The 24093-nt window shown below is 38.2% G+C and carries 20 protein-coding genes; 1 reads left to right on the forward strand and 19 read right to left on the reverse strand.

Features of this window, described 5'->3' with window-relative positions:
- Positions 1-13: 13 nt before the first annotated feature.
- The 12 genes from QM877_RS02045 to QM877_RS02100 all read right to left on the reverse strand — a co-directional run bounded on the left by QM877_RS02045 (position 14) and on the right by QM877_RS02100 (position 16554).
- Positions 14-793 carry a ribonuclease HII gene (locus QM877_RS02045; protein WP_414317410.1) on the reverse strand — a complete coding sequence of 260 codons (780 nt, stop codon included), beginning with the start codon at positions 791-793 and terminating at the stop codon, positions 14-16.
- The gene (ylqF, locus tag QM877_RS02050) at positions 780-1631 is read right to left on the reverse strand and encodes a ribosome biogenesis GTPase YlqF (RefSeq protein WP_414317411.1); all 852 of its coding nucleotides are present in this window, start codon (positions 1629-1631) and stop codon (positions 780-782) included. Before ylqF ends, QM877_RS02045 begins: the two co-directional genes overlap by 14 nt.
- 168 nt (positions 1632-1799) lie before the next feature.
- Complete coding sequence (gene imm40 / locus QM877_RS02055) at positions 1800-2141, reverse strand: Imm40 family immunity protein (RefSeq protein ID WP_414317412.1); 342 nt, start codon at positions 2139-2141, stop codon at positions 1800-1802.
- A gap of 67 nt (positions 2142-2208) precedes the next feature.
- Positions 2209-4221, reverse strand: a complete 2013-nt coding sequence (locus tag QM877_RS02060; protein ID WP_414317413.1) for a glucosaminidase domain-containing protein — start codon at positions 4219-4221, stop codon at positions 2209-2211.
- Positions 4222-4436: 215 nt separating this feature from the next.
- A complete protein-coding gene (locus tag QM877_RS02065; RefSeq protein ID WP_414317456.1) occupies positions 4437-4883 on the reverse strand; it encodes a hypothetical protein in 447 nt (148 codons plus the stop codon).
- Positions 4864-5775 (reverse strand): phosphodiester glycosidase family protein, encoded by a 912-nt coding sequence (locus QM877_RS02070; RefSeq protein WP_414317414.1) that lies wholly within the window; start codon positions 5773-5775, stop codon positions 4864-4866. Before QM877_RS02070 ends, QM877_RS02065 begins: the two co-directional genes overlap by 20 nt.
- Complete coding sequence (locus QM877_RS02075) at positions 5772-6815, reverse strand: glycosyltransferase (RefSeq protein WP_414317415.1); 1044 nt, start codon at positions 6813-6815, stop codon at positions 5772-5774. The genes QM877_RS02070 and QM877_RS02075 overlap by 4 nt, the downstream gene beginning before the upstream one ends.
- Before the next feature lie 224 nt (positions 6816-7039).
- The gene (locus QM877_RS02080; RefSeq protein WP_414317416.1) at positions 7040-7537 is read right to left on the reverse strand and encodes a YkgJ family cysteine cluster protein; all 498 of its coding nucleotides are present in this window, start codon (positions 7535-7537) and stop codon (positions 7040-7042) included.
- A 127-nt stretch (positions 7538-7664) separates the two neighbouring features.
- The gene (locus tag QM877_RS02085) at positions 7665-8843 is read right to left on the reverse strand and encodes a hypothetical protein (RefSeq protein WP_414317417.1); all 1179 of its coding nucleotides are present in this window, start codon (positions 8841-8843) and stop codon (positions 7665-7667) included.
- A 16-nt stretch (positions 8844-8859) separates the two neighbouring features.
- Entirely contained in the window at positions 8860-12504 is a 3645-nt protein-coding gene (gene addA / locus QM877_RS02090; protein WP_414317418.1) for a helicase-exonuclease AddAB subunit AddA, read from the reverse strand.
- Entirely contained in the window at positions 12501-15752 is a 3252-nt protein-coding gene (gene rexB, locus QM877_RS02095) for an ATP-dependent nuclease subunit B (protein WP_414317457.1), read from the reverse strand. The genes addA and rexB overlap by 4 nt, the downstream gene beginning before the upstream one ends.
- Before the next feature lie 130 nt (positions 15753-15882).
- Entirely contained in the window at positions 15883-16554 is a 672-nt protein-coding gene (locus tag QM877_RS02100) for a lysostaphin resistance A-like protein (protein ID WP_414317419.1), read from the reverse strand.
- 179 nt (positions 16555-16733) lie between these two features.
- Here QM877_RS02100 and QM877_RS02105 point away from each other — a divergent pair, with 179 nt between their 5' ends.
- Positions 16734-17543: a Cof-type HAD-IIB family hydrolase gene (locus QM877_RS02105; RefSeq protein ID WP_414317420.1), complete on the forward strand. Its 810-nt coding sequence runs from the start codon at positions 16734-16736 to the stop codon at positions 17541-17543.
- A 51-nt stretch (positions 17544-17594) separates the two neighbouring features.
- On the opposite strand, the gene QM877_RS02110 is transcribed toward QM877_RS02105, so the two are convergent.
- The 7 genes from QM877_RS02110 to glmU form a co-directional block, all read right to left on the reverse strand.
- A complete protein-coding gene (locus tag QM877_RS02110) occupies positions 17595-17855 on the reverse strand; it encodes a SemiSWEET family transporter (protein WP_414317421.1) in 261 nt (86 codons plus the stop codon).
- Positions 17856-18026: 171 nt separating this feature from the next.
- Entirely contained in the window at positions 18027-18323 is a 297-nt protein-coding gene (locus tag QM877_RS02115) for a hypothetical protein (protein WP_414317422.1), read from the reverse strand.
- Positions 18324-18408: 85 nt separating this feature from the next.
- On the reverse strand, positions 18409-20697 hold the full coding sequence (pcrA, locus tag QM877_RS02120) for a DNA helicase PcrA (protein WP_414317423.1): 2289 nt from the start codon (positions 20695-20697) through the stop codon (positions 18409-18411).
- A 296-nt stretch (positions 20698-20993) separates the two neighbouring features.
- Positions 20994-21689, reverse strand: coding sequence for a 5'-methylthioadenosine/adenosylhomocysteine nucleosidase (locus QM877_RS02125; RefSeq protein ID WP_414317424.1), 696 nt, complete (start codon positions 21687-21689; stop codon positions 20994-20996).
- A gap of 10 nt (positions 21690-21699) precedes the next feature.
- Complete coding sequence (macP, locus tag QM877_RS02130; protein ID WP_414317425.1) at positions 21700-22011, reverse strand: cell wall synthase accessory phosphoprotein MacP; 312 nt, start codon at positions 22009-22011, stop codon at positions 21700-21702.
- Positions 22004-22567, reverse strand: a complete 564-nt coding sequence (locus QM877_RS02135) for an NUDIX hydrolase (RefSeq protein WP_414317426.1) — start codon at positions 22565-22567, stop codon at positions 22004-22006. Before QM877_RS02135 ends, macP begins: the two co-directional genes overlap by 8 nt.
- 9 nt (positions 22568-22576) lie before the next feature.
- The gene (gene glmU / locus QM877_RS02140; RefSeq protein ID WP_414317427.1) at positions 22577-23956 is read right to left on the reverse strand and encodes a bifunctional UDP-N-acetylglucosamine diphosphorylase/glucosamine-1-phosphate N-acetyltransferase GlmU; all 1380 of its coding nucleotides are present in this window, start codon (positions 23954-23956) and stop codon (positions 22577-22579) included.
- Positions 23957-24093: the final 137 nt, after the last annotated feature.

Below are 24093 nucleotides of genomic sequence, written 5' to 3' on the forward strand. Positions count from 1 at the left end.
TTATCTCCTTTAATTATCTTTTACTAGTTTCTGAAACGATCGTTTTTATCGGTTCAAAACTGGTTCGATGAATAGGTGTGACACCGTGCTTTTCAATTCCTTCTAGATGCTTAGCAGTTCCATAGCCAGCATTTTGAGCAAAATCATAACCTGGAAATTCTTCGTCATAGTTAGCCATGATCTTATCTCTTGTAACCTTCGCAACGATAGATGCTGCTGCAATAGAGAGTGAATTAGCATCACCCTTAATAATGGATGTCTGAGAAATCGGCAAATCCAACTTCATAGCATCAATCAAAAGGTGTTCTGGTTGAGGGTCAAGCTGAGAAATAGCTTCTTTCATGGCTAGTTTAGTTGCTTCATAGATATTGACTTGATCAATGACTTGATTGTCCATAATTCCAATACCAATTGCTAGAGCATTGTCCTTAACAGCTTGAAAAATCTCCTCATGTTTTCTCTTAGGGATCTTTTTACTGTCATTTAAGCCTTTAATCTTACAATTTTGGGGAAGAATGACTGCTGCAGCAACAACAGGCCCAGCTAAAGGCCCACGTCCAACTTCATCTACACCTGCAATTAAGCTAAGACCTTGAGCGTAAAACTCTTTTTCATAGCTAAGCATGGCTTCTAAGCGGAGATTTTCATCAATTTCAGCTTGAATAGATTTCTTACGTTTTTCAATTTCCTTTTGTACACCTGAACGAGAATCTTTTTCAAATTCCTTAAAAAAGGGACTTTCAAGTTCAGTTATCTTTGCTAATTTCTCTTTTATTTCTTTAATCGTTGCCATTGAGATCATCCAATGTATCTAAGGTATAGTTACCAAGTTTTCCATCACGAACCTCTTTGACAAAGAGATTGTAAAAACGATCGTAATCATCACGGAAACCAAGGATACGAGTCATATCCATGATAATTTGAGGAGCTTCATCATCCATATTCATTTGTTTAAAACGTTCTTGAAGCTTATCGGGATAATGGGTTTTAAAGTAGTTGAGACCGAAAATAGTCACTTCATCCATTGGAAGCAACTGATCCTTGATTGCTCCTGTAAGAGCGAGTTTAAGAGCGACGGTCTCGTCTTCGAATTTTGGCCAGAGAATCCCTGGAGTATCCAAGATTTCAAGATCTTTATTTGTTTTGAGCCATTGCTGGCCTTTTGTCACACCAGGTTTGTTCCCAACTACAGCAATTTTCTTACCAGCCAAACGGTTCATCAGAGTTGATTTTCCTGCGTTTGGAATCCCAATAATCATGGTGCGTAAGGTTTCAATTTGAATACCACGTTCTCTTTGACGAGCAATCTTATCTGCCATGAGTTTCTTAGCAGCATCGGTTACGACTTTAACTGTAATTTGCTCTTTAGAATTGATTGCCAGTGTTTGAATGCCTTGTGATTCAAAGTGCTGACGCCATTCTTTTGTTAATACTGGGTCCGCTAGGTCCGCTTTGTTCAAAATCAATAGTCTTGGTTTATCTCCGATGATTTTAGTCAGCATTGGATTTTGGCTAGACAAGGGCAAACGTGCATCTACTAAAACTGTCACAAAATCAACAAATTTTAAATTTTCCTGGACCTGACGACGCGCCTTGGACATATGTCCAGGAAACCATTGAATAGTTGCCATTCTGTAAAATTCCTTTCTTTTATTGGATTTGTATCTATTTTTTCATAGTTAAAAATTAAATAGATATCCTTTTTCTAAAAATAAATCACTATCTTTTATTATAACATGATTTCTCATATTTGACGCTTGATTCAATGCCGATTGTAAAATGTTTTCTAAGTCAATCAGTCACAAATTAAATTCCTCATTGTCTAAAATAATTGAAAAATAATAGTGTTCACCATGATCTTTAACATAGTTGCTGATATATTTTTCTGTTTGAAAAATGGATTTACTGCTATCAATGGTTGGATCTTGTTTCTCGTAATACCAATGATCATAAGTATGTTTCAATTGGCCATTCTTGTAGCAAAAAACATCCCCACCTAGTATAATTTGATTATTGGCTTTGAGATTATCAAGTAAGTCTGGGATTGCTGAATAATCATAAGCGTATGCGTTGATCCCTATGTGATTTAAATTTATCCCTCTTGTATGTATATGTTCAAAATTCTGCTTCATAAAGTTCATTTCTCAAGTTTATCATGATAAGCAAAATCGATAACCACTTTGCAGTTGTTATCGATTTTAATGATTTTTAATCTTTTTCACCTAGCTGACTGTTGATTCTCATCATGATACTTGCAATTTTTTCTCCCCAGTATGGATCTGATGCATAAAGAACATTCATCCCTGACGCTTTATTTCCAAGGTATGTTCTGCCATTATCGATGTAATTTTCGCGGATCCACTTGGCTGCACCTAAGATACCCTTATCAACATCGTCAAAGCTTTTTGCTGAATCATATGGTGTTGTATCATAAGCAGCGATACCAAAGAAGTTGTTTTTATCCTTAGCAATTTGGCTACGTCCCCATGAACTTTCTATGGCACTATGGGCAATTAGATAGAGAGCGTTGATCTGATAACGTTCTTCAGCTTCTTTAAAGATTGCTCCCTTACCTGCCAGACGACTTCCTTTGATATTCATAAGAGAATAGACTTTATCTAATTCTTCAGCTGTGTAATTGGTTGGTTTTCTTAAATCTCTAAATAAGAAAGGATTTTCAACTGTAAAGTTCTCAAAGTTCTTGCCATCAGCTGAATAGTATTTTTTACCAATTGCCATTGATGAACTATGAGGTGCTACACGAATACTTGCGTAAGGTGATAACTCATGGTAAAGATAATTACCGTCAGTGGCATAGTGAGGAATGAAGTCACTATCTGAGCTGACTGCTACTAAATCACTCTTGTTCATATATCCTGAAAGGCCAGAAATTTTGACCGGAAGTCGACCGTCTTTGGCTTCAGCTCCATCAATCGCTACAATACTTCCTTGCGAAATATAGCTAAGTTTCTCACCAGAAGCACTATAGACATTTGCTGTAATTGGTTTTACTTTATAGTATGAGGCTGTATCAGTAATCCATTTTCCGTTGCTTTGGAAAGTATAGTCTTTTCCATTAATGGTGAAGTTACCAGTTACATAGACTCCATCTTCTTTTAGATAATACCAAGCGTTGTAGTCCTTATCGAAAATCCATTCATTTTTGGCCATATAACCAAAAGATTTGAGATAGTAAGAACCTACCCATTGATTTTCAGCATAGGTACCGTCCGACTTGAGGTAGAACCAACTCTTGTATTTTTCATCGAAAATCCATTCGCTTTTAGCCATGGCACCACTATCTTTTAGATAGTATTTCTCTTTCCATTGGCTACTTAACATGACACCGTCTTTATTAAAATAGTACCATGAACCGCTGATTTTCTCCCACTTATCGCGAATAATTTTTCCTGATGTTGTAGCATAATACCACTTATCTTCGAGTTTTGCCCAGGCATTTTCTGCCATAGCTCCACTAGTCTTGAGAAGATGGTCTTTATAAATAGTAGCACTTAGCATGACACCAGATTCATCAAATCGATACCATAGGCCATCAATCTTTGCCCACTTGTCACGATTGATTTTACCTTCTTGATTCCCATAATACCATTTATCAGCAATTTTTACCCAGCTATTTTCAGCTATGGCTCCACTTGATTTGAATAGATAGTCATCGTAAACAGCATTGCTGATCATGATACCATTTTCATCGAATCGATACCAAACTCCAGCTATCTTTTTCCAATTATTACGAGTAACTTTCCCGTCCTCAGTGGAATAATACCACTGGTTGTCAATTTTTACCCAAGAAGATTCTGTCAAAGCACCGCTATTATTCAATAGGTAATCATTAAAGATAGTATTACTAAGCATGATACCATCTTGATTAAAATAGTACCAAACACCAGCTATTTTTTTCCAATTCGAAACTGGTTGATTATTCTCATAATAACGCCATTGGTTATTTTCTTTTTGCCAACCTTCTTTGTTAACTACTTCTACTACTGCTTCTTTTGAAGGTTGTTCTTTTGTCTCTGGAGTTTGAGAAGTTGCTTTTTCAGCTTCGCTTTGATTTTTCTTTTCATTGCTTACTGTATTCGTAGCAATCTTTTCTGATGATTGAATATTATTGGTGGCTTGAGAATCCTCGGCATAGACGGTCGTTTTTGCAAAACCTGCCATAGAGAGGGCAACCGTACTTGCCAGCAATATTTTTTTCATTCTTTTTCTCCTAACAAATACATAGATAGTGTATTTGATGTTTCTATATATTGTGTAAAAAACAGTATTTATCCACTATATTATACAATATTCTGTTAAATATAAAAGTAGTATCTTTCATAAGAAAAGAACTTGTAATATTTCTACAATATTTTAGAAATAAAAGGCGATAAAAAGTAGTCGAACATCAGCTGAACGACTACTTTTTTATAACATTATGCCTGACCATAGACTTCTTTGCGTTTTGTTTTAGTTACTTTGCTAGTACTCTTCCAAAGGTTTGGATTGATGAAAATAGTGACGATCGCTAGTATTGCAAACCCAATCCCAACATACCAGTAGGGTGCATCCAAGGTTGTTGAGCGTCCTGAAAGGTTGACAATCCCACGGAAAAGTGTACCTGCCGTAATAATCGCTACTGCTGAATTCCATAGATTTAGACTAATACGAGAGAAATGTGGGAGAACCTTGAGAAAGATTGCTAGTAGAATTCCTCCAATAAGAGGTACTGCAAATAGATAGTGCATATGAACAGAAGTTTCTCCAAAACTAAAAGCTTCGTAGATTCTAGAAAATGCAAAGAAGAAAATAGTGATTAGTGTATAAGAAATGATCGTTTTCTTAAAACGTTTTTTGCCAAGATTAGTAACCGATGTAGACAATGTCACTCACCGCCCTTTCTGAAATTTTGTTTCCTCCAGTCGTTGGTTTATTGATAACCTGACCGTTGAAGTAAAGTGTAGATGATCCACCACCATCAAGGTTGTAGGCTGTTTTTGCTCCATAAGATTTCATGACCTCAGCAAGCTGATAAAGAGAGAGACCTTCACTTTCAGAGGTACGTCCATCTGAAACCACGATGATATAGTGGTTTTCATCGATCATACCAATAGCTGTACGAGGATTTGATGCCATAGCCTGTCCTACTTCTGTATTGGTATCAACTGCAATTTCACCATTTTCGACCAAGGCTGGTCCAAAAGCCAAGAGATTGACGACACCGTCATTTACTAGTTGCTCAGCTGAGATCTGATCTTCGTATATAACCTTGAAAGAGCCGTCTTTATAAATAGCTAAGTCCCCATTACTAGAATCTTCACGAACAGTATCACGATAAACAACTCCATTACGGATAACATAGCCTGTAGAGTTTGCTCCATAGTAGTCCCCATTTACCGCTAAAATGGCATTGTTGTCAGCTGCGGTAACAGAGGTTTTTGCAGTTACGTTAGTTCCGTAGGCATTTTGAGCAAAGGCAGTTTTCAGATAATCCGATGAGCTCAGAGTAATATCAGCAACGTAGACTTGGGTATTATTGACCGTCGTTTCAGACAAATTGACAGTAATATTGTCATCTTTATAACTAGAGTCAGTGACAGTAGCTGTTTTAGCAGCTTGACTTGCTGCTGCAGCATTGGAACTTGTGCTAGTTGTTGCAACTGTCGAGATAGTTTCAGCGAGGACAAAGGTCTTTAGCATTGAGTAACTAAAGGATCCTGTCAAGAGTAGGCCAAGAACTGAGGCGTAAGCATAGCGTTTCTTTAAAAATTTCATAATACAGTTGATGTCCTTTCTTTAAAGATGAATTTCTTCTGAACTGTCCAAGAAACAGCTAAGAGAAGGATGCCGACGATAACTTTAGCAATCAGAAGGTTGATACCAAAGACTGTAAAGAAGAGACGAATCAGTAGCGTGTCTAAGATAAAGAGTCCGACTGCTAGACCAAAGTAACCCATCCCTGTTTTCACAAGGCTATCGTCATTTTTAAAGACTAGTTTCTTATTTGTAGAATAGTTGAAAATAGAGCTAGTCACACGAGCGACTCCGTTTGCTAGAAAGATTCGTAGACTCGTCGGAACTGTCGGCAAAATCAAGATTGCTAGGGCGTAAACGACATAGTCTACAACAAAGCTACTAAGAGATGATAAGGCAAATTTAAAGATATTTTTATAAATCATGAGCCCGTCTTGGATTGGACGGAAGTGTGAAGCCTCATTATCGTTGATATAGACAGTTTCAATAGGCACTTCTAGAATCTCGTATTCTTTTGTTGCTTCGAGCAACATATTCATTTCATATTCATAACGTTGGCCTTCAATCTTAAGCATAAACGGTATCAAGTTTGTCGTAAATGCACGAAGTCCAGTTTGTGTGTCTGTTACTCCTACTCCTGTTTGAAGCTTAAAGAGAGCTTGGGTTAAGCTGTTACCAAAACGGCTACGAAGGGGAACTTTTCCAGAAAAGGCACGTACACCCAAGATTAGCTTGTTTGGATTTTCGGAAGCTTTATTAGCCGTGCGGAAAATATCCCATACCTTGTGCTGTCCATCCGCATCTGCTGTGACAACCGTACCATAAATGTTTTGTTCTTGGATATAAGTAAAGGCTGTTTTTAGAGCCTGCCCTTTACCTTGGTTCACTTGGTGACGGATGACAGTTGCATAATGTTCTGCTTTGTCAAAGATTTTTTGGCACTCTGATGAACTGCCGTCGTCTATGACTAAGATATGAAAATCACTCTTTTCGTGAATTTTTTCGATGAGTTTGATAAGTTGCTTATCTGGTTGATAAGCTGGAATGACTATGTAGTTCATATCGATACCTCTTTCTTTGATGATGGTATAACTATACAGAATATCGCTTAAAAATACCTTATATCAGTTTTCTTTAAGATTAGGTTTAAAAAATTTTAAGCTTAAAGAAACGACTTATCACTTAATAAGAAATATGATTTGAATTTTCAGATAAAAATAAATATACAAAAATCCTCAAATAGCAACTGTATTTGAGGATGAATCTTATCATACAATGAGAGTCCTTAGTCTATTTTCTCTCTTAATCTTTCTACAAAGAGATAGGCTGCGGGGCAGGTTAGAGTATTTTTAATAGTAAGATTATTGATTTGGTAAATCTTCTTACGGTCAGTATGTGGAAATTCACGACAGGCTTTGGGACGGACGTCGTAGATGGAACAGAGATTATCGCCTCCTAAAAATGGACAGGGCATAGATTTGAAAACCTTATCTCCATCTTCATCTACTTGCAAAAACTCAGCTTCAAAGGCTGGCAATTTCATTTTAAAATACTTGGCAATACGTGTGATATCTGCTTCTTTGAAGTCTGGACCAAGACTCTTGCAGCAGTTAGCGCAGGCTGTACAATCAATTTCAGTAAAAACTTCTTGATGGATTTCAAGCGCAATTTTATCTAAATTTTTAGGCGCTTTCTTCTTTAGATTTCCTAAAAACTTCCGATGCTCTTTTTGTTTTTGCAAGGCTAGTTGGTGATAATATTCGATATTGATTTCTTTTGACATAGTTTCTTTCTAATTTTTAATGTTGATACAAAAATTTGAAGTTAATACATAAATAAAATTATGTCAAATGATTTAGAGACATAATTTTAACAATAATGAATTTCTTCATGCAGGACGAAAACTGCCGCTATACTATCATTCTTTCTAAAAAAGGTTTGATGCAGTTGGTTAAAATGCCTTCTATCCAAGATTTTTGAGCGGATGATAGGTTTTCTTCATCTAAACATTCCTTTAGAAAATCACGTACCTGATCAGGTGCTATTTCAAATTCAAAAGCCTTCATTTTGTAGAAAAAGTCAAACAAAGTGTTAGAGAGATAGTCAGTTGAAAATGGAATTTCTCCAGTTTTTCGATACATGATTAGAAGTCGGGAAAATCGAGCTTTTTCTTCGGGTATATCCTTAAAATACGAGTTAAGCAACCAGACTTGCTTTTGTTTTCTTTCAAGAGGATCTTGACTAGCAATGCGTTGATCCTTTTCAAGTTCTCTTTGGTACTGTTTTGATTTTATAGAACGTTCTGCACGATTTTTACCGAAGAGAATCTTTTCCCACTGGCGCTCCTCTAGTGTCAGTGTTTCGCTCAATCCAAAGTAATCCTGATAGGCACGTTCAGCTGGTCCCATTGCTAGAACCAGGTTATCCGCATATTGTTTAGCAATCTTGTCCCGCTTCTTTCGCTCCTTTTCAGCCTTGATGCGAAGTTCCTGCTCATAGTCAATTTTTTCTTTTCCTAGTTTAACAAGATAGAGCTGATCGTCAGATTTTCCAAGTAGAAAGGGTTTGATAAATTTTTCAAGGACTTCCTCCATACGAGCTTTCTTCAAAGGCTCTGCCTTACTCCAACTTCCACCTTGAAAAACTTCCAAAAAGAGTTGATAATCCTTTTCTGGCGAAAATTGATTACCTCGATTTGACTTAAAAGCTCCCTTTTCCCATAGCCAGTTGATCAGTCGCTCATCAAAGTCCGTTTTATTAACTCGAATTGCTTCTTTTTTCTGGGCCTTTCTGGTTAGATTTTCAAGCTTTCTGAGAAGTTTTTCCTCCTCTTCTAGCTGTTGATCTAGGCTAATTCTTTGGAAATGACGCACACAGTCACTCCCAATGGGAAAAAGTCGTTTGCCAGTAACTCCGTTAAAAAGTTCATAAGCATACTTAATAGCATTACCGCAGACACAATTGCTTCGACCGATTCCATTAAAAATCAAGGAAACTTCACTCCATTCTTTGGTAGCTTGTTCCCAAGTATCGGCTTTAGAGGCCTCTAAAACTGCATCATATAAGTTTTTTCTAACAGGAATGGACATGATGTCTCCTTTCTTTTTATAGTTTAACGACTTCTACTTGGTCTTTACCAAGTAGAATCAAATATTTTTCAACTGTTTCTATCTGATAAGAACGAGATAGAGCCTCTGCATAGAGGTCTAATTGTCCTCGATAGCGTTCAATAAGCTGACTAGCATGCTCATAACGGTCTGTCTTGTAGTCAAAAAGAGCAATCTTATCATCGTAGAGGAGATAACCATCTAAGATTCCACGGACAACAAAGTTTTCCTGACTCTTCTCGTCTCTCTTTAACATTGAGAAAGGTTGTTCTCGATAAAGTTTATCTTGATTTGCAAGAATCTCTTGACCTAGAGCTGTATCAAAGAAGGACAAAATTTTTCCTAGATTGATTTTGGATTTGACATCCGAGCTTACTTGAACTTGCTCTAAAGCCTCTGTTAAAGTCTCTAAAGTGGGTTTCTTAGCTAGATTAATTCTCTGCATGAGTTCATGGGTAGCACTACCAATTTCAGCACCAGTAACTTTCTTAGTTTTAGAGAAATCAGGAAGCTTGAATTGAACCGTACTTTCTTTTAGTTGACTTTGACCAGCAACTACGACTCCTTCCATATCCATGACTGGTTCATAAAACTTCTTAATCTGACTTGGGGTTTGTACACTTGGAAGATTGATTGCTGCACGGTGGATTTGGTTATAGACTTCCACTTCTTTCAGCATTTGTAGAGCCTCCTTGATAGTATCAGATTGGCGATTGTCTGCTTGAGACTGATCTTGGAGTTGACTTTTAGTTTCCAATTTCCCGATAGCTTCTTTGGTTAGGTCTTCTTCACCTTCGAAGCGTACACTAAAATGCAAATCCTCCTTAGAAAATGCTTGATAAATGGCCCAAATCCAATTCTGGAAATTTTGAGCATCTAGTCTAGTGTCTCGAGTCAAAAGACCTTTCCCATTTGTCGGATATTCTTTAGATTCTAACTTTTCACGAGAACCTTTTCCAACTAAATATAATTTTTTCTCAGCTCGCGTCATAGCCACATAAAGCAAACGCATGAGTTCAGAATAACTTGCTAATTGGAGCTCTTCTTCGTTTTGCGTATAGGTCAAGCTTGGAATAGATAACTTAATCGTAGATGGAACGTATTCCTCTTTGGCATTTGTAGCAACTCTAGCAACATACTTGAGACCAAGGCCATTTCTTCGACTTAGGATGACCTCAGACATGGAATCTTGCTTGTTGAATTGCTGATCAATGTTAAGGATAAAGACATAAGGGAACTCAAGGCCCTTACTTTTATGAATACTCATAAGTTCTACAGCATCCTTAGGAGGTGCTACAGCGACATTGGCAAGATCATGCTGGGCTTCCAAGACCTGATCTATCATTCCAATAAAGCGAGATAATCCCTTGAAATTACTCTTTTCAAACTGATCTGCTCTTAAAGCAAGGGCATAGAGGTTAGCCTGTCTGGCCTGACCATTTGGCAACGCACCGACATAGTCATAGTAAAAGCGGTCGCTATAGATTTTCCAAATGAGGTCATAAAGAGAATGTGTTTTAGAATACAAGCGCCATGAATGAACTGTTTCCATGAAAAAGCTTAGTTTCTTTTGTAATTCAGCTTTGATTAAATCCTTTTGAAGACCAATTTTCTTCTGAGCATTAACTAGTTTCTCATAAAAGTTTTCTTGAACCTCATCCTCGGATTTCTGAAGAGCTAATCGAGCCAATTCATCTTCATCAAAGCTAAACATAGGAGACTTCATGAGAGCAACTAAAGCGAAATCTTGAAGAGGGTTATGGATGACACGAAGAGTATCCAACATAACCTGGACTTCCAAAGATTGTAGATAGTTGTTTTGGGCGCCATCTGTCTTGACTGGAATACCATACTCAGACAAGGCAAGTAGGACTTGGTCATTGCGACTTCTGCTGGCAGTTAAGAGAGCCATATCCTTGAAAGGTACACCCTTATCATTATGAAGGCGAATTATCTCCTTAAGCACCATGCGCATTTCACCAGTTAATTTATTGGTTGCAAGTTCTTCCTCATCATCAGAATCGCTATCATCCTTATCATATAAGAGAACTTCTGCCTTGTTTTCAGGATTTGCTTGAATATCAGAATTCCCAAAAACAAGCTGGTGCATACCATCATAAGAAATCTCTCCAACTTCCTCGTCCATAAGATGTTTAAAGACATCATTAGTAGCATCTAGAACTTCTGAACTGCTCCGGAAATTTTCTTTAAGTAGAATTAACTGACCTTCTTTGCCATCTTGAGCAAATCTATGAAATTTTTCGTTGAAAATTTGGGGATCTGCCTGTCTGAAACGATAAATAGATTGTTTAATGTCACCCACCATAAAACGATTATGACCGTTTGAGAGGAGTTCTAACATTCTTTCCTGGATGTGGTTGGTATCCTGATATTCATCGACCATAACTTCGTGGAAGCGTTCCTGATACTCTTGACGCACCTGTGGGAAGTTTTCTAAAATCTCAATGGTATAGTGGCTAATATCAGCAAATTCGAAGGCATTTTCTTCACGCTTCCGTTGTCGATAGGCATCAACAAAATCCCTCATGAAGACTTGGAAAGTCTTTGCCAAGTCCCAAGAAGCTTGATGGTAGTCTTCTTGGAATTTCAATAAGGTGATTTGGTCATTGAGTGCAATCAATTTTTCAAACTTTGCTTTTCTCTCTTGGTTGTAGGTTTCTTTCAAGTCTTGCAGTTCGGCCTTACGACTAGCATTTGTAAGAGCACGACCTCCCTTATCCTTAGAGATACTAACAACTCGGTCTAAAACTTCTAGATATTGCTCAAAAGTAGATTCATGGCTTAAAGAACCGATCTCATCAAGAACTTGTTGGACAGATTCTAAATAAGCTGCTTTGCCAAATTCCTTGGCATCATTATCCAAATGATAACGGAAAAAGCTTTCTAAATCCCAAAGTCTTTCTTTTATATCCTCTGCAAGTTTTTCTTTAGCAACTGAAAAATCAGCCTTTTCAAAGCCTTTTAGAAAGGAATCTTCTAGACAAGCCTGAGGATTGCTCGTGGATTGCAAAAAATCATAAATCATATAGACTTGTTTACGCAGTCCACGCGCATCCTTGCTTCTACCTGCAAAGTTCTTAACTAGCTGATTAAACTTGCCTTGTTCTTTACCTTGATAGTGACTTTCAAAAACTTGTCGAAAAACCTCATTTTTTAAGAGAAGCTGCTCACTTTCATTTTGAAGGATACGAAAGTTTGGAGAGAGGTCAAGGAGATAACCATGCTTGGTTAGGAATTTCTGGGTAAAAGAGTCCATGGTTCCAATCGCAGCATTGGGTAAATCAGCTAATTGTCTACCAAGATGTTTTTTTAGTTCCACATCTTGCGTTTCTTGGATCTGTTGGCTGATTTTCTTTTCCAAGCGTTCTTTTAACTCGGTTGCTGCCTTAACGGTAAAGGTAGAGATAAAGAGTTGGCGGATTTCTACACCACGCGCTAACTGATCAAGAATGCGTTCAGCCATGACAAAGGTTTTCCCTGAACCAGCTGAAGCTGAAACCAAAATATTTTGTCCAGAGCTATAGATCGCTTGAATTTGTTCAGCTGTTTTCTTAGGTTTCTTGTTAGACTGAGCTTCTGCTACTTGCAAGGCTGTAATCTCTTCTTGAGATAAAAATTTCATCGCTCCAACTCCTCTCTGATTTTATTAAACCAAGCTTCCTTGGCATTGCTCTTGGCAACTTTCTCTAACAATCTCGCCTGACCTAGATGGTAATTGGCTTCAAAACCTGTAATAGCTTGATATTGTTGAACATAGGATGCAATGCTTCTACCGTTTTCTGTATAAGGGTTGATCGCAAATTCACCAGATAAAATCTTCTCTGCCGCTTTTTTGTAGAGAAGGGCATTATAGTCTAACAATAACTGGAATTCCTCATCTGACAACTGATAAGTCTTATTTTTATTGTAAAACTCTCCAAGGTTTTTTATCTCTTTTTCAAGAAAGAGGCCTTGGTATTTCATAGTCTTATTGGTTTCTGCTACTGCTTTAGAAAGAGTTTTAGCAGTTTGTAATGACTGAATTGGTTCAGCCATCTCTAAATACATGGCACCAAAGAAGTCTCTATTTCCTTCTTGCTTGAGGGCGGCAAGATAAGTCGGCAATTGCGAATTAAGACCGTTATAAAAGAGAGGAAACTTGAACTGAGTCAAAGAAGACTTATAATCTACAACACCGATAGCTCCATCGGATTTTAGACGGTCAATTCGGTCAACCTTACCACGAACATAGACATTTCTGCCGTTTTCTAACTGAACAAAAGCTTGTTCCTTGCCACCAAAAACTGCCTCTTCCTGAATCGTTTCAACATCCGCATTATGTCGAAGAATGTGTCCAGTAGCGCGTGCGACATCCAAGAGGACTTCCTTAGTAAATTGAGCCTCCAAACTCTCCTGATAAATGGCTTGAAACTCACGTTCTTGACTAGTTTCAGAGATTGCTTGTTCTAAACGACGATCAAAGGATTCATAACTCGGAAGTTTCAATGCACGTTCAAAAATACGATGCAAGAAATTACCGTGACTTCGTGCATCAGGACGCAAACGCAATTCTTCCTGCAAACCTAAAACATATCGGAGATAGTAACTGTATTCATTACGGTAAAATTCTGTTAATCCAGAAGTAGATAGATAGAAATCTTGTTCCTGCGGATATAAAGCTTCCAGTGTATCATTAGCTAAAGCCTTGCTTTTCGGACTTGTTGGTAAGACGGGATTTTCCAAACCTTTGCCTTCCAACTTTTTACCCATCACACGAGCCAGAACTTTTACAAAAGTTAAGTCTTGGTCACTTGTCTCCATCTCACCTTGCTGATAATAGGCAACCAGACTAGACAAAAGACTGTGATAAGAACCGATATCATCTTTCGATAGATTTTTTCGGTCAATTCTCTTTTCAATCTTGCTAAAACCAAAGTCCTGCAATTCTTTCAGATAAACTGACTCTTTACTCTCATTTTCATTAAGTAAACTTGGTGCTGATAAGACTAATTGCTTCCTAGCAGAGTTGACCAACGAAAGCATAGTATAGCGATTCTTCTTGAGGTTTTCTTGGCTAGCAATCAGCAATTGTGAACCTTCTTGGGTTGCTCGGTTTAGTACTTCCCTTTCTTCATCGCTCAAAAGACTAGTATTTTGAGTGATTTTAGGTAGATGATCTTGAGTTAATCCAAGTGCATAGATGTAATCAGATGTCAAGGGTGCAATCAAATCATAACTCTGCACCAGGACAGTATCGACTGTTGCTGGGATTGTACGATAATTGGACAAGGACATACCTGAATGAAGAAGTGCCATGAAATCATCTAAAGTAACCTGAGAACCGTCAAATACGGTTGCGAACTGCTCCATTACGTGGCAAAATGCTTTCCAGACCTCCTCTTGCCTTTCTTGCTCTGCTACTTCCATCGTTGCAGATAAGGTTTGTAATTGCTTGGTCAAATAAGCATCTTTCAAAAAGTTGCTCCATCTTGCAAGAAGATTCTCAGCTTTTTGCTTACGACTAGATAATAAAGTTTCTAGTGGATTTAGAACACGAACACGAAGCTTATTTAATTTTTCTAAATCAAATTTCCCATGATGATTTTTTGTGAATTCTTGTTTAAAACTAGAAAGACCATCAATACCTAGATAACGAAGATATTGCTCAAAGCTATCGATTTCCTCTTGACTAAGGTCAGTATACAAGCCAGTGCGTAAGAGATTAATCAAATCTTCTTGACGGAAATTGTATCGTTTCAAACGTCCGATGGATTCTACGAATTGAGTTAGAGGATGATGAGCCATAGACTCACTCTTGCCCAGATAAAAAGGAATCTGATATTGATTAAAAATTGTCTGCAAGGATAGTTTATAGGACTCTACGTCACCAAGTAGGATTCGAAAATTTTTGTAGCTAAGTTTTGGCTCTTGGTGCAATTTCTGACGAATACTACGAGCAACTAACTCCAACTCTTCTTTTTGTGTCAGACAAGACCAGATTTGCAAGTCTTCTCTATCCTTAGCATCCACTTCCAAGCTAATTTCAGAATAATCATAAGCACTTTCCAGTAATTTTGAGGCTTTGGCAAAGGCATCAAGTTTCTCATGTTCTTGACAAGTATTTTCTGCCTTGGTCTGGTATTTTAAGGCTAAATGATGCAAAAACTCAACACTGGCTTGATAGAGATTCCCTTCAGTAAACGGACTTGTATAAGCTTTTTTAGTAGCATAAGCCCCGATAACAATTTCAACACCCTTACGATGAAGCAGATCAACCAGGTATTCCTCTTCTGCAGAAAAACGAGTAAAACCATCAATGACTAGGGCAATCTTACTAAAATCACTACTTACTTTATTTTCTTCGATAGCATTGATCAGATATGATAATTGACTCCCTTGCGAAACTTTACCTTGATTGAGATAAGCTGTTACCTTTTCAAAAATCAAGAGTAAATCAGAACGTTTATCAGCGTCAGCTAGACTTTCCAAGTCCAAAAAACTCATCTTCGCAGTTGTCATTTCGTGATAAATCTCAATCAGTTGTTGAATGAATTGTGGATCTTGCTTAATAGCCCCGTATACCCGTAAATCCTTAGCGTCAATCTCGGATAGACACTTATAGAAAGCCATACCCAGACCAATATCATCGAGACTTGACTTCGCGGGTATATCGTTTAAAACCAGATAACGAGCCATTTGAGCAAAGCGCGTGACTGTGATCGCAAAAGAAGCCTGCTGACTCAAACACTCCAGCACGGCACGTTCCTTTTCAAAAGAAAGAGAGTTCGGGGCGATATAAAAGACTCGTTTACCTTGGGCAACTAGTCCTTGAGCCTCCTTGGTTAGGATTTCTGTCAAAGAAGTCCGAATATCGGTATAAAGTAGTTTCATCTCTGCCTCGTCTGTTTTTTCATTACCTTTCATTATACCATTTTTTGACTGCTAATCCTATAAATAGAGAGTTCTTAAACTACTGATAAAAAGTAAAATACCGAAAATTTCCGGCATTGATTGATAAGCACTAGCTTCCTGAAAATAGATTTACCCATAAATCCCAAAATGCAGTGATGTTAATCATGATATGAAGTAAAATAGGGTAATAGAGAGAATGAGTTTTTCGGTAGAGGAATGCTACGATTGCTCCTCCACTTGCATAGGTGAAAAAGGCGAGTGGCGTTAAACCTGAACTGACATGCACATAGCCAAAGACACAGGCTGATAGCAAAACATCTCCATACCAAGGTGAATCTTTCAAAAATGTATTCATCAGAACTCCTCGATATACCAATTCTTCTGTAATTGGTCCTAGCAGACAAACAATCAGTAAAAGATAAGGTAACTCTTGTCGCCCTGTCATCTCAGTCAATTCATTTAAAGCGATTTGATTGGACGTTGCTGGGGTTAAAAAGGATAATGCAATATCTAAAAGATAATTGACACCATAAGCTAGAAGCAAATAAACTGGATATCTCCATTTCCACTTCAACTCAAGAATTTTCTTACCTTCGAATACTAGTAAATATAGAATAGCTAGAAAAGTAACGCTAAGCTCTAAAAAAGCAAGAATCTGAAAAAATTCTCGACTGGCAGTCACAAACCTAGCTGAAAAGTGATTAAAAATCCACCAAAACCATGTCTTCCTATAAATAATTACTAATAAGGCTAGTAAAATCTGTACTGTTCTTCTTTTCATGATAAACCCTCTGCTTTTTTATCCACTATCAGTATGTTGCGAGTTTAGTATAGCATATATTTGCAAAAAAGCTGCTTCCAATCATGAATTGTAATTGAAACGTCCTAAATTGACATAGTAATTCTTATTTCATCCAAAATATGCTATAATATAGACAAAACACGTGAAAAGGAACTACTATGATTAAACTACTTGCTCTTGATATGGATGGAACTCTACTCAACGAAGCCAAGGAAATCCCTCAGGCTCATATTGATGCCATTCATAAGGCTATCGACAAAGGTGTTAAACTGGTTCTCTGTACTGGTCGTCCTCTCTTTGGAGTTCTTCCCTACTATAAGAAACTCGGTCTTGATTTGCAGAATGAATACGTTATTGTAAATAATGGTTGTTCTACCCACCAAACCAGTGACTGGAGCCTTGTTGACTGGCGAGAACTTAGCAAATCAGACATTGAATACCTGAATGAACTTGCAGAAAAAAGTGAGGTTCAATTGAGTCTCTTTGACGAGGAACACTACTTCGTTCTCGGAGGCGAACCAAATCCTATCGTAAAATACGATGCGACACTCGTCTTTTCTGACCTGACTGAAATTTCACTAGAGGAAGCTACCAGTGGTAAATATCGCATGTTCCAGGGTATGTTCTTAGGCACAAAAGAACAAACAGATGATTTTGAACAACGATTTGCTGATGAACTTTGTCAGAGATTTAGCGGAGTTCGTTCACAACCAGTTATCTATGAAGCAATGCCACTCGGTACCACAAAAGCTTCTGCTCTTTCTCGTTTGGCTGAGATTTTGGATATCCAAGCTTCTGAAATCATGGCCATGGGTGATGCCAATAACGATATTGAGATGTTAGAATTTGCAGGGCTTGGGATTGCCATGGGAAATGCTAGCGACTATGTCAAATCTCTCGCGGATGCCGTAACTGCCAGCAATGAAGAAGATGGTGTTGCACGCGCTATTGAGAAATATATTTTATAAAATTAAAAAAGCAACTAACAGTTCATTCTGCTAATTGCTTTTTTTTCTGTATTAAATTAAAGCTGTCAATGCGGTAATAATCCCAAAAATAATACCTGGTGCATTAGCTGCTGCCAAAGGGATATCACGTTCTTTTTTAAAGAGTCCGTAGTATACCCAAAGACTGCAGTTAATTGCAGCTACTGCTGGTTGGATAAAGTTTCCTTTTTGACCCGCAAGGTTGTTCATAATTTGAGGAATATATGAGATATACATCATAACAGACATAAAGGTTGCAATCCAACCTAATGTTTTCATTTGTTTTTCAGTCATTTTCTTCTCCTTTCAAAAACAGTTTCAATTATACACTATTTGTTTTAATCGTGTAAGCAAAAAACTTTTTTGTTAAGAAAATGTAAATTATCACAAGATTGTGACCAGAGGTAACTTTTTGTTCTTATCTTTAGAAAAGGTATGGTGGCTAACAGTTTTATCATACTATTATTATTTAAAAAATCTCGGATGACAATTTACATCCAAATAAAAAACTACCTTCGCCTCCTTATCTGAAATTACTAATGTATAGTCTTCGAATAAAAAATTATTTGGCGGATACTTAACTAACATAAACCATAATGTTGAACCTTTGTAATCCATCTTTTCAAACTCATATGGATAAAAGTGCTCTAATCTTAAAAGGTTAGGATCTAAAACACATTCACCCTCAAGTTTATTATTAGAATGAAAGTTTTTACCAATTTCAATAACCTGTAAAGGTGTTAAATTCGTCTTCTTTGTCATAGTTATATACCACTAAACTCTGTGGAATCAAATGAATCTGTTATCATTGAAAAATATATTTATCTTCAAAAACGTAAACTATTGACTACTTCTTCTCAATCGGTGCTACACTGGCTAGGAGTTTTTTGAGGCCGACTTCTGGGAAATTGATTTTCAATTCCTGAGTAGATCCACTTCCTGAAACTTCTAGAACCGTTCCTTCGCCCCATTTCTTATGAAGGGCAATATCACCAATAGACCAGCTTGTCTCACTAGAAGTCGATGTAGAACCAGCTGAAAACTGTCCAAAAGGTAGTCCTTTTGATTCAATTGATCTTGGTGCTGCGTTGCGTTTACGATCTTGTAGAGCTTGAGCTAGGCTCATTCCTTGACCAAAGGCGACACCTCCACTACTATAGGATGCTTTGAAGCTACTATTAGCAGGACGCGCCAAACCTTGATAAGTTAACAAATCTGAACTAATCTCATTGATAAAGCGTGTTGGGCGATTATAGTTCGTTCGACCAAACAGCAAGCGTGAGTTAGCATTGGTTAGATAAAGGATTTTCTCTGCGCGCGTGATACCGACATAGGCTAGACGGCGTTCTTCTTCCAATTCATCCATGTCTTCTGCTGCACGACTAAGTGGAAAGACATTTTCTTCCATCCCAATCAAGAAGACAACTGGAAACTCGAGTCCCTTGGCCGCATGGAGCGTCATCAAGGTTACTTCTGATGTTTCCTGACTGCCAGAGTCTGTATCTGCAATCAAGGCCAAATCGTTCAAGAAGCGACTGAGCTTATCCAAGCCAGTTTCCTCTTCCTGATTATCTGGATTATCATCAAAGTTCTTGGTAACAGAAAGGAACTCTTCGATATTTTCAACACGAGCCTTACTTTCTAAGGTTGCTTGAGCATTGAGAATATCCACGTGGCCTGTCTTTTCCAAGACTGCTTCCACTAACTCAGTAATGGTTAACTGATCCAGTTGCTCCCGCAAATCAAGAATCATATTGGCAAAATCCCAGATTGACTGGGCTGCCTTACCTTTAATCCCTGATAACATGATGTTAGCTGAAGCATCTAGCATAGACATATTTTGTAGGTTGGCAAAGTCACGGATTTTCTCTACTGTTCCTGGTCCAATTCCACGTTTAGGTTCATTAACGATGCGTTCAAAACTAATATTATCACTCAAATTGGCAATGAGGTTCAGATAAGCGATAATATCACGGATTTCCTTACGGCTATAGAACTTAGTTCCACCGACCATAGTATAAGGAATATTGGACTTGAGCAGAGCTTCTTCAATGGTACGAGACTGGGCATTAGTACGGTAAAGAACTGCAAAGTCCTTGTGAAGGAAGTTTTGGCTTCGACCAAGTTCATCGATGGTTTTAGCAACAAAGACAGCCTCGTCTTGTTCATCATTAGCACGATAGTAGACAATCTGTTCCCCATCCGCATTTTGAGTCCATAGATTCTTAGGACGACGATTTTTATTGTTTTTGATAACGTCATTAGCAGCTTGGAGGATGGTCTTAGTCGAACGGTAATTTTCCTCCAATAAAACAACCTTGGCTTGAGGATAATCCTTCTCAAAATCCAAGATATTCTGCATATCAGCACCACGCCAACCGTATATAGACTGGTCAGCATCCCCTACTACGCAGATATTTTGGAAACGAGAAGCCAAGAGTTTAACGAGTTGATACTGGGCATGGTTGGTATCTTGGTACTCGTCAACATGGATGTACTGGAACTTTTGCTGGTAATAAGTCAAAACATCGGGATTTTGATCAAAGAGACGCAAAGTCAACATGATCAAGTCATCAAAGTCCACCGACTCTGACTGACGAAGTTCTTTCTGATAGGCAGTATAACACTTAGCTACAATTTGCGTGTACATATCTCCTGCCTGGGCGGCATAAGCTACATCGTCAATCAGATCATTCTTAGCATTGGAAATGGTACCCAAAATAGTGCGTTCATTCCATTTTTTAGGATCCAAGTTCAACTGCTTAAGAATGCGTTTCATGAGCGTTCTCTGTTCTCCAGGATCCACAATCGTGAAATTGCGATTATAGCCAATGTGGTCGGCATCGCGACGTAGGATACGCACGCACATAGAGTGGAAGGTCGCAATCAAACAATCCTGAGTAGCTGGATTAAGTCCATAAGCACGCTCCTTCATTTCACGGGCAGCTTTATTGGTAAAGGTAATGGCCAAGATATTCCATGGGTTGACCATCTTTTCATCAATTAAGTAGGCAATACGGTGGGTTAAAACACGAGTCTTACCAGATCCAGCACCCGCCATGATCAGCAAAGGACCTTCTGTGGTTTGAACGGCCTCGGCTTGACGGTCATTCATTCCCTTTAATAATTCGTTCATTTTCTCTTCCTTATTCTTCAAGTCAATGTTTCTATTATATCAAAAAAGTTTGAAAATAACTTTTCTTAGGAGCCTTCTGATTATTTTAGTTGGCAAGACAAGAAAAGGCTGGGACAAAAGTCCTAGCCTCTCAATTCTCTTTTGATTATCAAGCAAGACGCAGTGGTTGAGTGGGCTCTACTACGCTGATTTCATCAGCTTTTACAGCCCTACTCAACTTTGCGGAGGTGGGACGACGAAATCGAATTCTAACGAATTACCGATTTCTTTCTGTCCCACTCTCAGTAATTCTTCTATTAATCCTTTATAGACTGCAAAAGCGTCATTAGGGCTTGGGCAGAACGACGTCCTGCTTCTACGATAAATTCATCAAAGGAAACGGATGCTTCATGGTTGGCATTGTCACTCATGGCACGAACGACTAAGAAAGGAAGGTTCAAAGCATGAGCTGCTTGAGCAATAGCTGCCCCTTCCATCTCTACAGCAAGAACTTGAGGAAAATACTCTTTTATCGCTTTGATTTTATCTTCTCCAGCAACAAAACTGTCTCCTGTCGCAATCAAACCTAAATGCCAAGTTTGGTCCAGTTTAGACAAACTCTCTTGAATCAAGCTGATAAACTTTTTGTCTGATTCAAAATAGAGAGGCTGTTGAGCCATTTGACCGTAATCATAGCCAAAGGCAGTCACATCAACATCGTGGTAGGCAAGCTTGTCTGCAATCACTACATCCCCTACTGCGATTCCACTTGCCACTGCACCAGCAGAACCAGTATTAATCACTGCATCGACTTGAAAGTGATCCGCTAAGATAGCGACACTCATAGCAGACATGACTTTACCAATACCACTCTCTACAAGTACAAGCTCAACAGAACCAATCTTACCAGTATGATAGCTATGTCCCAGAACCTTTTCTTCACTGGCATCATCCAAGTGTTGAATCAAGTAAACTAGCTCTTCTGGCATAGCTGCAATAATTCCAATTTTCATGATAGACCCCTTAAATAAATCTCATTGCTAAAATTAACAAAATCAAGAGAAAAATAACTGCAAAAAGAATCTTGTTTAATTTAGAATTAAAGACATTTCTCTTAGTATTTTCAATCCGACGACTTTTGTGAATAGAAGGTTCAACTTCGATGGTCAGTGTATCCTGGCTAAAACCATGATCTTTGGTTCGTGAATAACCAACGTTTTGAGAAGAAGTCGGTAAAATCTTAGTTTCCTCATCATCTAGCAAGGGAGGGCCTGAGATGTCCTCTCCACGATTGGCACGTTCAATCATTTCATCTGTTAATAAAGGTTTACCCATGGGTTCCTCCACTATTTCTTTGTAATTCCCAGTACTGAATAGCCATGATAGTCTTGGCATCACAAATATCTCCTGACTGGATCAGTTCTTTAGCTTGGTCAAGACTGACTTCAAGTAACTCCAAAGTCTCATCTTCATCCTGAGGACGAGGATTTTCAACTTTTGTCAAATCGCTTGCCAAGTAAAGTTTTAAGCGTTCGTTACAAAATCCAATCGCTGAGTAAAAATCATAAAGAAGGCTTAATTTACCAGTATAGGCCGCTTCTTCTTCTAATTCACGAAGGGCTGCAGCTTCTGGATCTGCATTCTCCCCTACTTCAAGCTTACCTGCAGGAATTTCATAAGAGACTTTTTCAATCGCCTTGCGATATTGTTTTACAAGGACAATCTTATTATCTGGAGTAACTGCAAGAACGCAAACTGCCCCATTGTGGAAAATCAAATCACGTTGCGCAGTACCTTTTCCAGAAGGTAGTTCAACCTGATCTTGAACTAGCTGAAAAATAGGTCCTTTATAAATTTCTTTACGACTAAGCGTCTTTTCTTCAAATTCCATCGTTAGCTCCTATTTATTGTTAGGATGATGAGGGAGGCGAGTTGCATATTCATCCTTATTGACTTGACGACCTCGTCCAATAGCAATGGCATCAGCTGGAACATCCTTAGTAATGGTTGAACCTGCCCCAACAAGAGAATTATCTCCGAGTTCTACTGGAGCAATGATGGTTGAATTTGAACCAACGAAAACATTGTTACCAATAGTTGTTTTAAACTTGTGTTGACCATCGTAATTTACAGTGATGGTTCCTGCACCGAAGTTGACATCACTACCAACTTCACAGTTACCAATATAAGTCAAATGACCAGCTTTTGTATTTTCACCGATGCTTGAACCTTTGACTTCAACAAAGTTCCCGATATGCACATCTTTTGCAAGGCTTGATCCTGGACGGATATGAGCATAAGGCCCAACTGTAACACCATCAGCAACCGTACTTTCTTCAATCATCGAGTTTGTAATCACTGCCCCTGAACCGATAGTGCTATCAAGGATATAAGTTCCATTGGTCAAAACAGTTCCTGCACCAATCTTACTAGAACCTTTGAGGGTTACATTCGCTTCAATTTGAACTTCTGGAGCGATCTCAACATCAATGTCAATGTAAGTAGCTTCAGGATTCACAAAACTAACCCCATTGACCATATGGGCTTGGTTAATGCGACGACGCATGATACCTTCAGCTGTTGCAAGGGCAACACGGTCATTTACTCCGAGACTTTCATCAAAGTCTTTAAGAGTGTAAGCACCGACTTTTTCGCCAGCTTCACGGAAAATACCAATCACATCAGTGATATAGTACTCGCCTTGAGCATTGTTGGTATTGATATTCTTCAAAGCTTCAAAGAGGCGTGCATTATCAAATACATAGGTTCCTGTATTGATTTCCTTGATTTGTTTTTCAAAATCAGTCGCATCCTTCTGCTCCACGATACGAAGCACTTCAGCATTCTCATTGCGAACAATACGCCCATAACCAAATGGATCTTCAGCTTCTGCAGTAAGGATTGTAGCTACGTTCTTGTGATTAACGTGGAAATCAATCAAGTTCTTTAGACTTTCACCAGTAATGAGTGGTGTGTCACCAGCAATAACCAATGTTTGTCCAGAAAGTCCTTCAAGAATTGGCTCAGCCATCATAACCGCATGACCAGTTCCTAATTGCTCAGACTGTCTTACAAAATCAGTTTGACCAGCTAAAACTTGCTCCACAAGTTCTGCCTTATGTCCTACAACCGTTACTGTTTTTTCAGGATTGATGGCCCCTACACTACGAAAAACATGCTCAAGCATTGAAATTCCTGCAACCTTGTGCATGACTTTTGGTAGATCTGACTTCATACGAGTACCTTTACCCGCTGCTAAAATAACTGCATAATTTGCCATATTTTTCTCTTTTCTATAGAAATTCCCTTATATTATATCATAAATTTGCTTTTTCAAACACAAAAGATGGCCAATGCTCTAAAACATCGCATTCTCTAGATGATTTCGAGTATTTTTTTTTGATTTTTTTCACCATT

The organism is Streptococcus infantis (assembly GCF_047463655.1).
Taxonomy (GTDB): Bacteria; Bacillota; Bacilli; order Lactobacillales; family Streptococcaceae; genus Streptococcus; species Streptococcus infantis_Z.

Bases quoted from the DNA above. Each gene is read 5' to 3' on its own strand.
- QM877_RS02045 (WP_414317410.1), bottom strand. From the start codon at position 793: ATGGCAACGATTAAAGAAATAAAAGAGAAATTAGCAAAGATAACTGAA.
- ylqF (WP_414317411.1), bottom strand. From the start codon at position 1,631: ATGGCAACTATTCAATGGTTTCCTGGACATATGTCCAAGGCGCGTCGT.
- imm40 (WP_414317412.1), bottom strand. From the start codon at position 2,141: ATGAACTTTATGAAGCAGAATTTTGAACATATACATACAAGAGGGATA.
- QM877_RS02060 (WP_414317413.1), bottom strand. From the start codon at position 4,221: ATGAAAAAAATATTGCTGGCAAGTACGGTTGCCCTCTCTATGGCAGGT.
- QM877_RS02070 (WP_414317414.1), bottom strand. From the start codon at position 5,775: ATGAAATTTTTAAAGAAACGCTATGCTTACGCCTCAGTTCTTGGCCTA.
- QM877_RS02075 (WP_414317415.1), bottom strand. From the start codon at position 6,815: ATGAACTACATAGTCATTCCAGCTTATCAACCAGATAAGCAACTTATC.
- QM877_RS02080 (WP_414317416.1), bottom strand. From the start codon at position 7,537: ATGTCAAAAGAAATCAATATCGAATATTATCACCAACTAGCCTTGCAA.
- QM877_RS02085 (WP_414317417.1), bottom strand. From the start codon at position 8,843: ATGTCCATTCCTGTTAGAAAAAACTTATATGATGCAGTTTTAGAGGCC.
- addA (WP_414317418.1), bottom strand. From the start codon at position 12,504: ATGAAATTTTTATCTCAAGAAGAGATTACAGCCTTGCAAGTAGCAGAA.
- rexB (WP_414317457.1), bottom strand. From the start codon at position 15,752: ATGAAACTACTTTATACCGATATTCGGACTTCTTTGACAGAAATCCTA.
- QM877_RS02100 (WP_414317419.1), bottom strand. From the start codon at position 16,554: ATGAAAAGAAGAACAGTACAGATTTTACTAGCCTTATTAGTAATTATT.
- QM877_RS02105 (WP_414317420.1), top strand. From the start codon at position 16,734: ATGATTAAACTACTTGCTCTTGATATGGATGGAACTCTACTCAACGAA.
- QM877_RS02110 (WP_414317421.1), bottom strand. From the start codon at position 17,855: ATGACTGAAAAACAAATGAAAACATTAGGTTGGATTGCAACCTTTATG.
- QM877_RS02115 (WP_414317422.1), bottom strand. From the start codon at position 18,323: ATGACAAAGAAGACGAATTTAACACCTTTACAGGTTATTGAAATTGGT.
- pcrA (WP_414317423.1), bottom strand. From the start codon at position 20,697: ATGAACGAATTATTAAAGGGAATGAATGACCGTCAAGCCGAGGCCGTT.
- QM877_RS02125 (WP_414317424.1), bottom strand. From the start codon at position 21,689: ATGAAAATTGGAATTATTGCAGCTATGCCAGAAGAGCTAGTTTACTTG.
- macP (WP_414317425.1), bottom strand. From the start codon at position 22,011: ATGGGTAAACCTTTATTAACAGATGAAATGATTGAACGTGCCAATCGT.
- QM877_RS02135 (WP_414317426.1), bottom strand. From the start codon at position 22,567: ATGGAATTTGAAGAAAAGACGCTTAGTCGTAAAGAAATTTATAAAGGA.
- glmU (WP_414317427.1), bottom strand. From the start codon at position 23,956: ATGGCAAATTATGCAGTTATTTTAGCAGCGGGTAAAGGTACTCGTATG.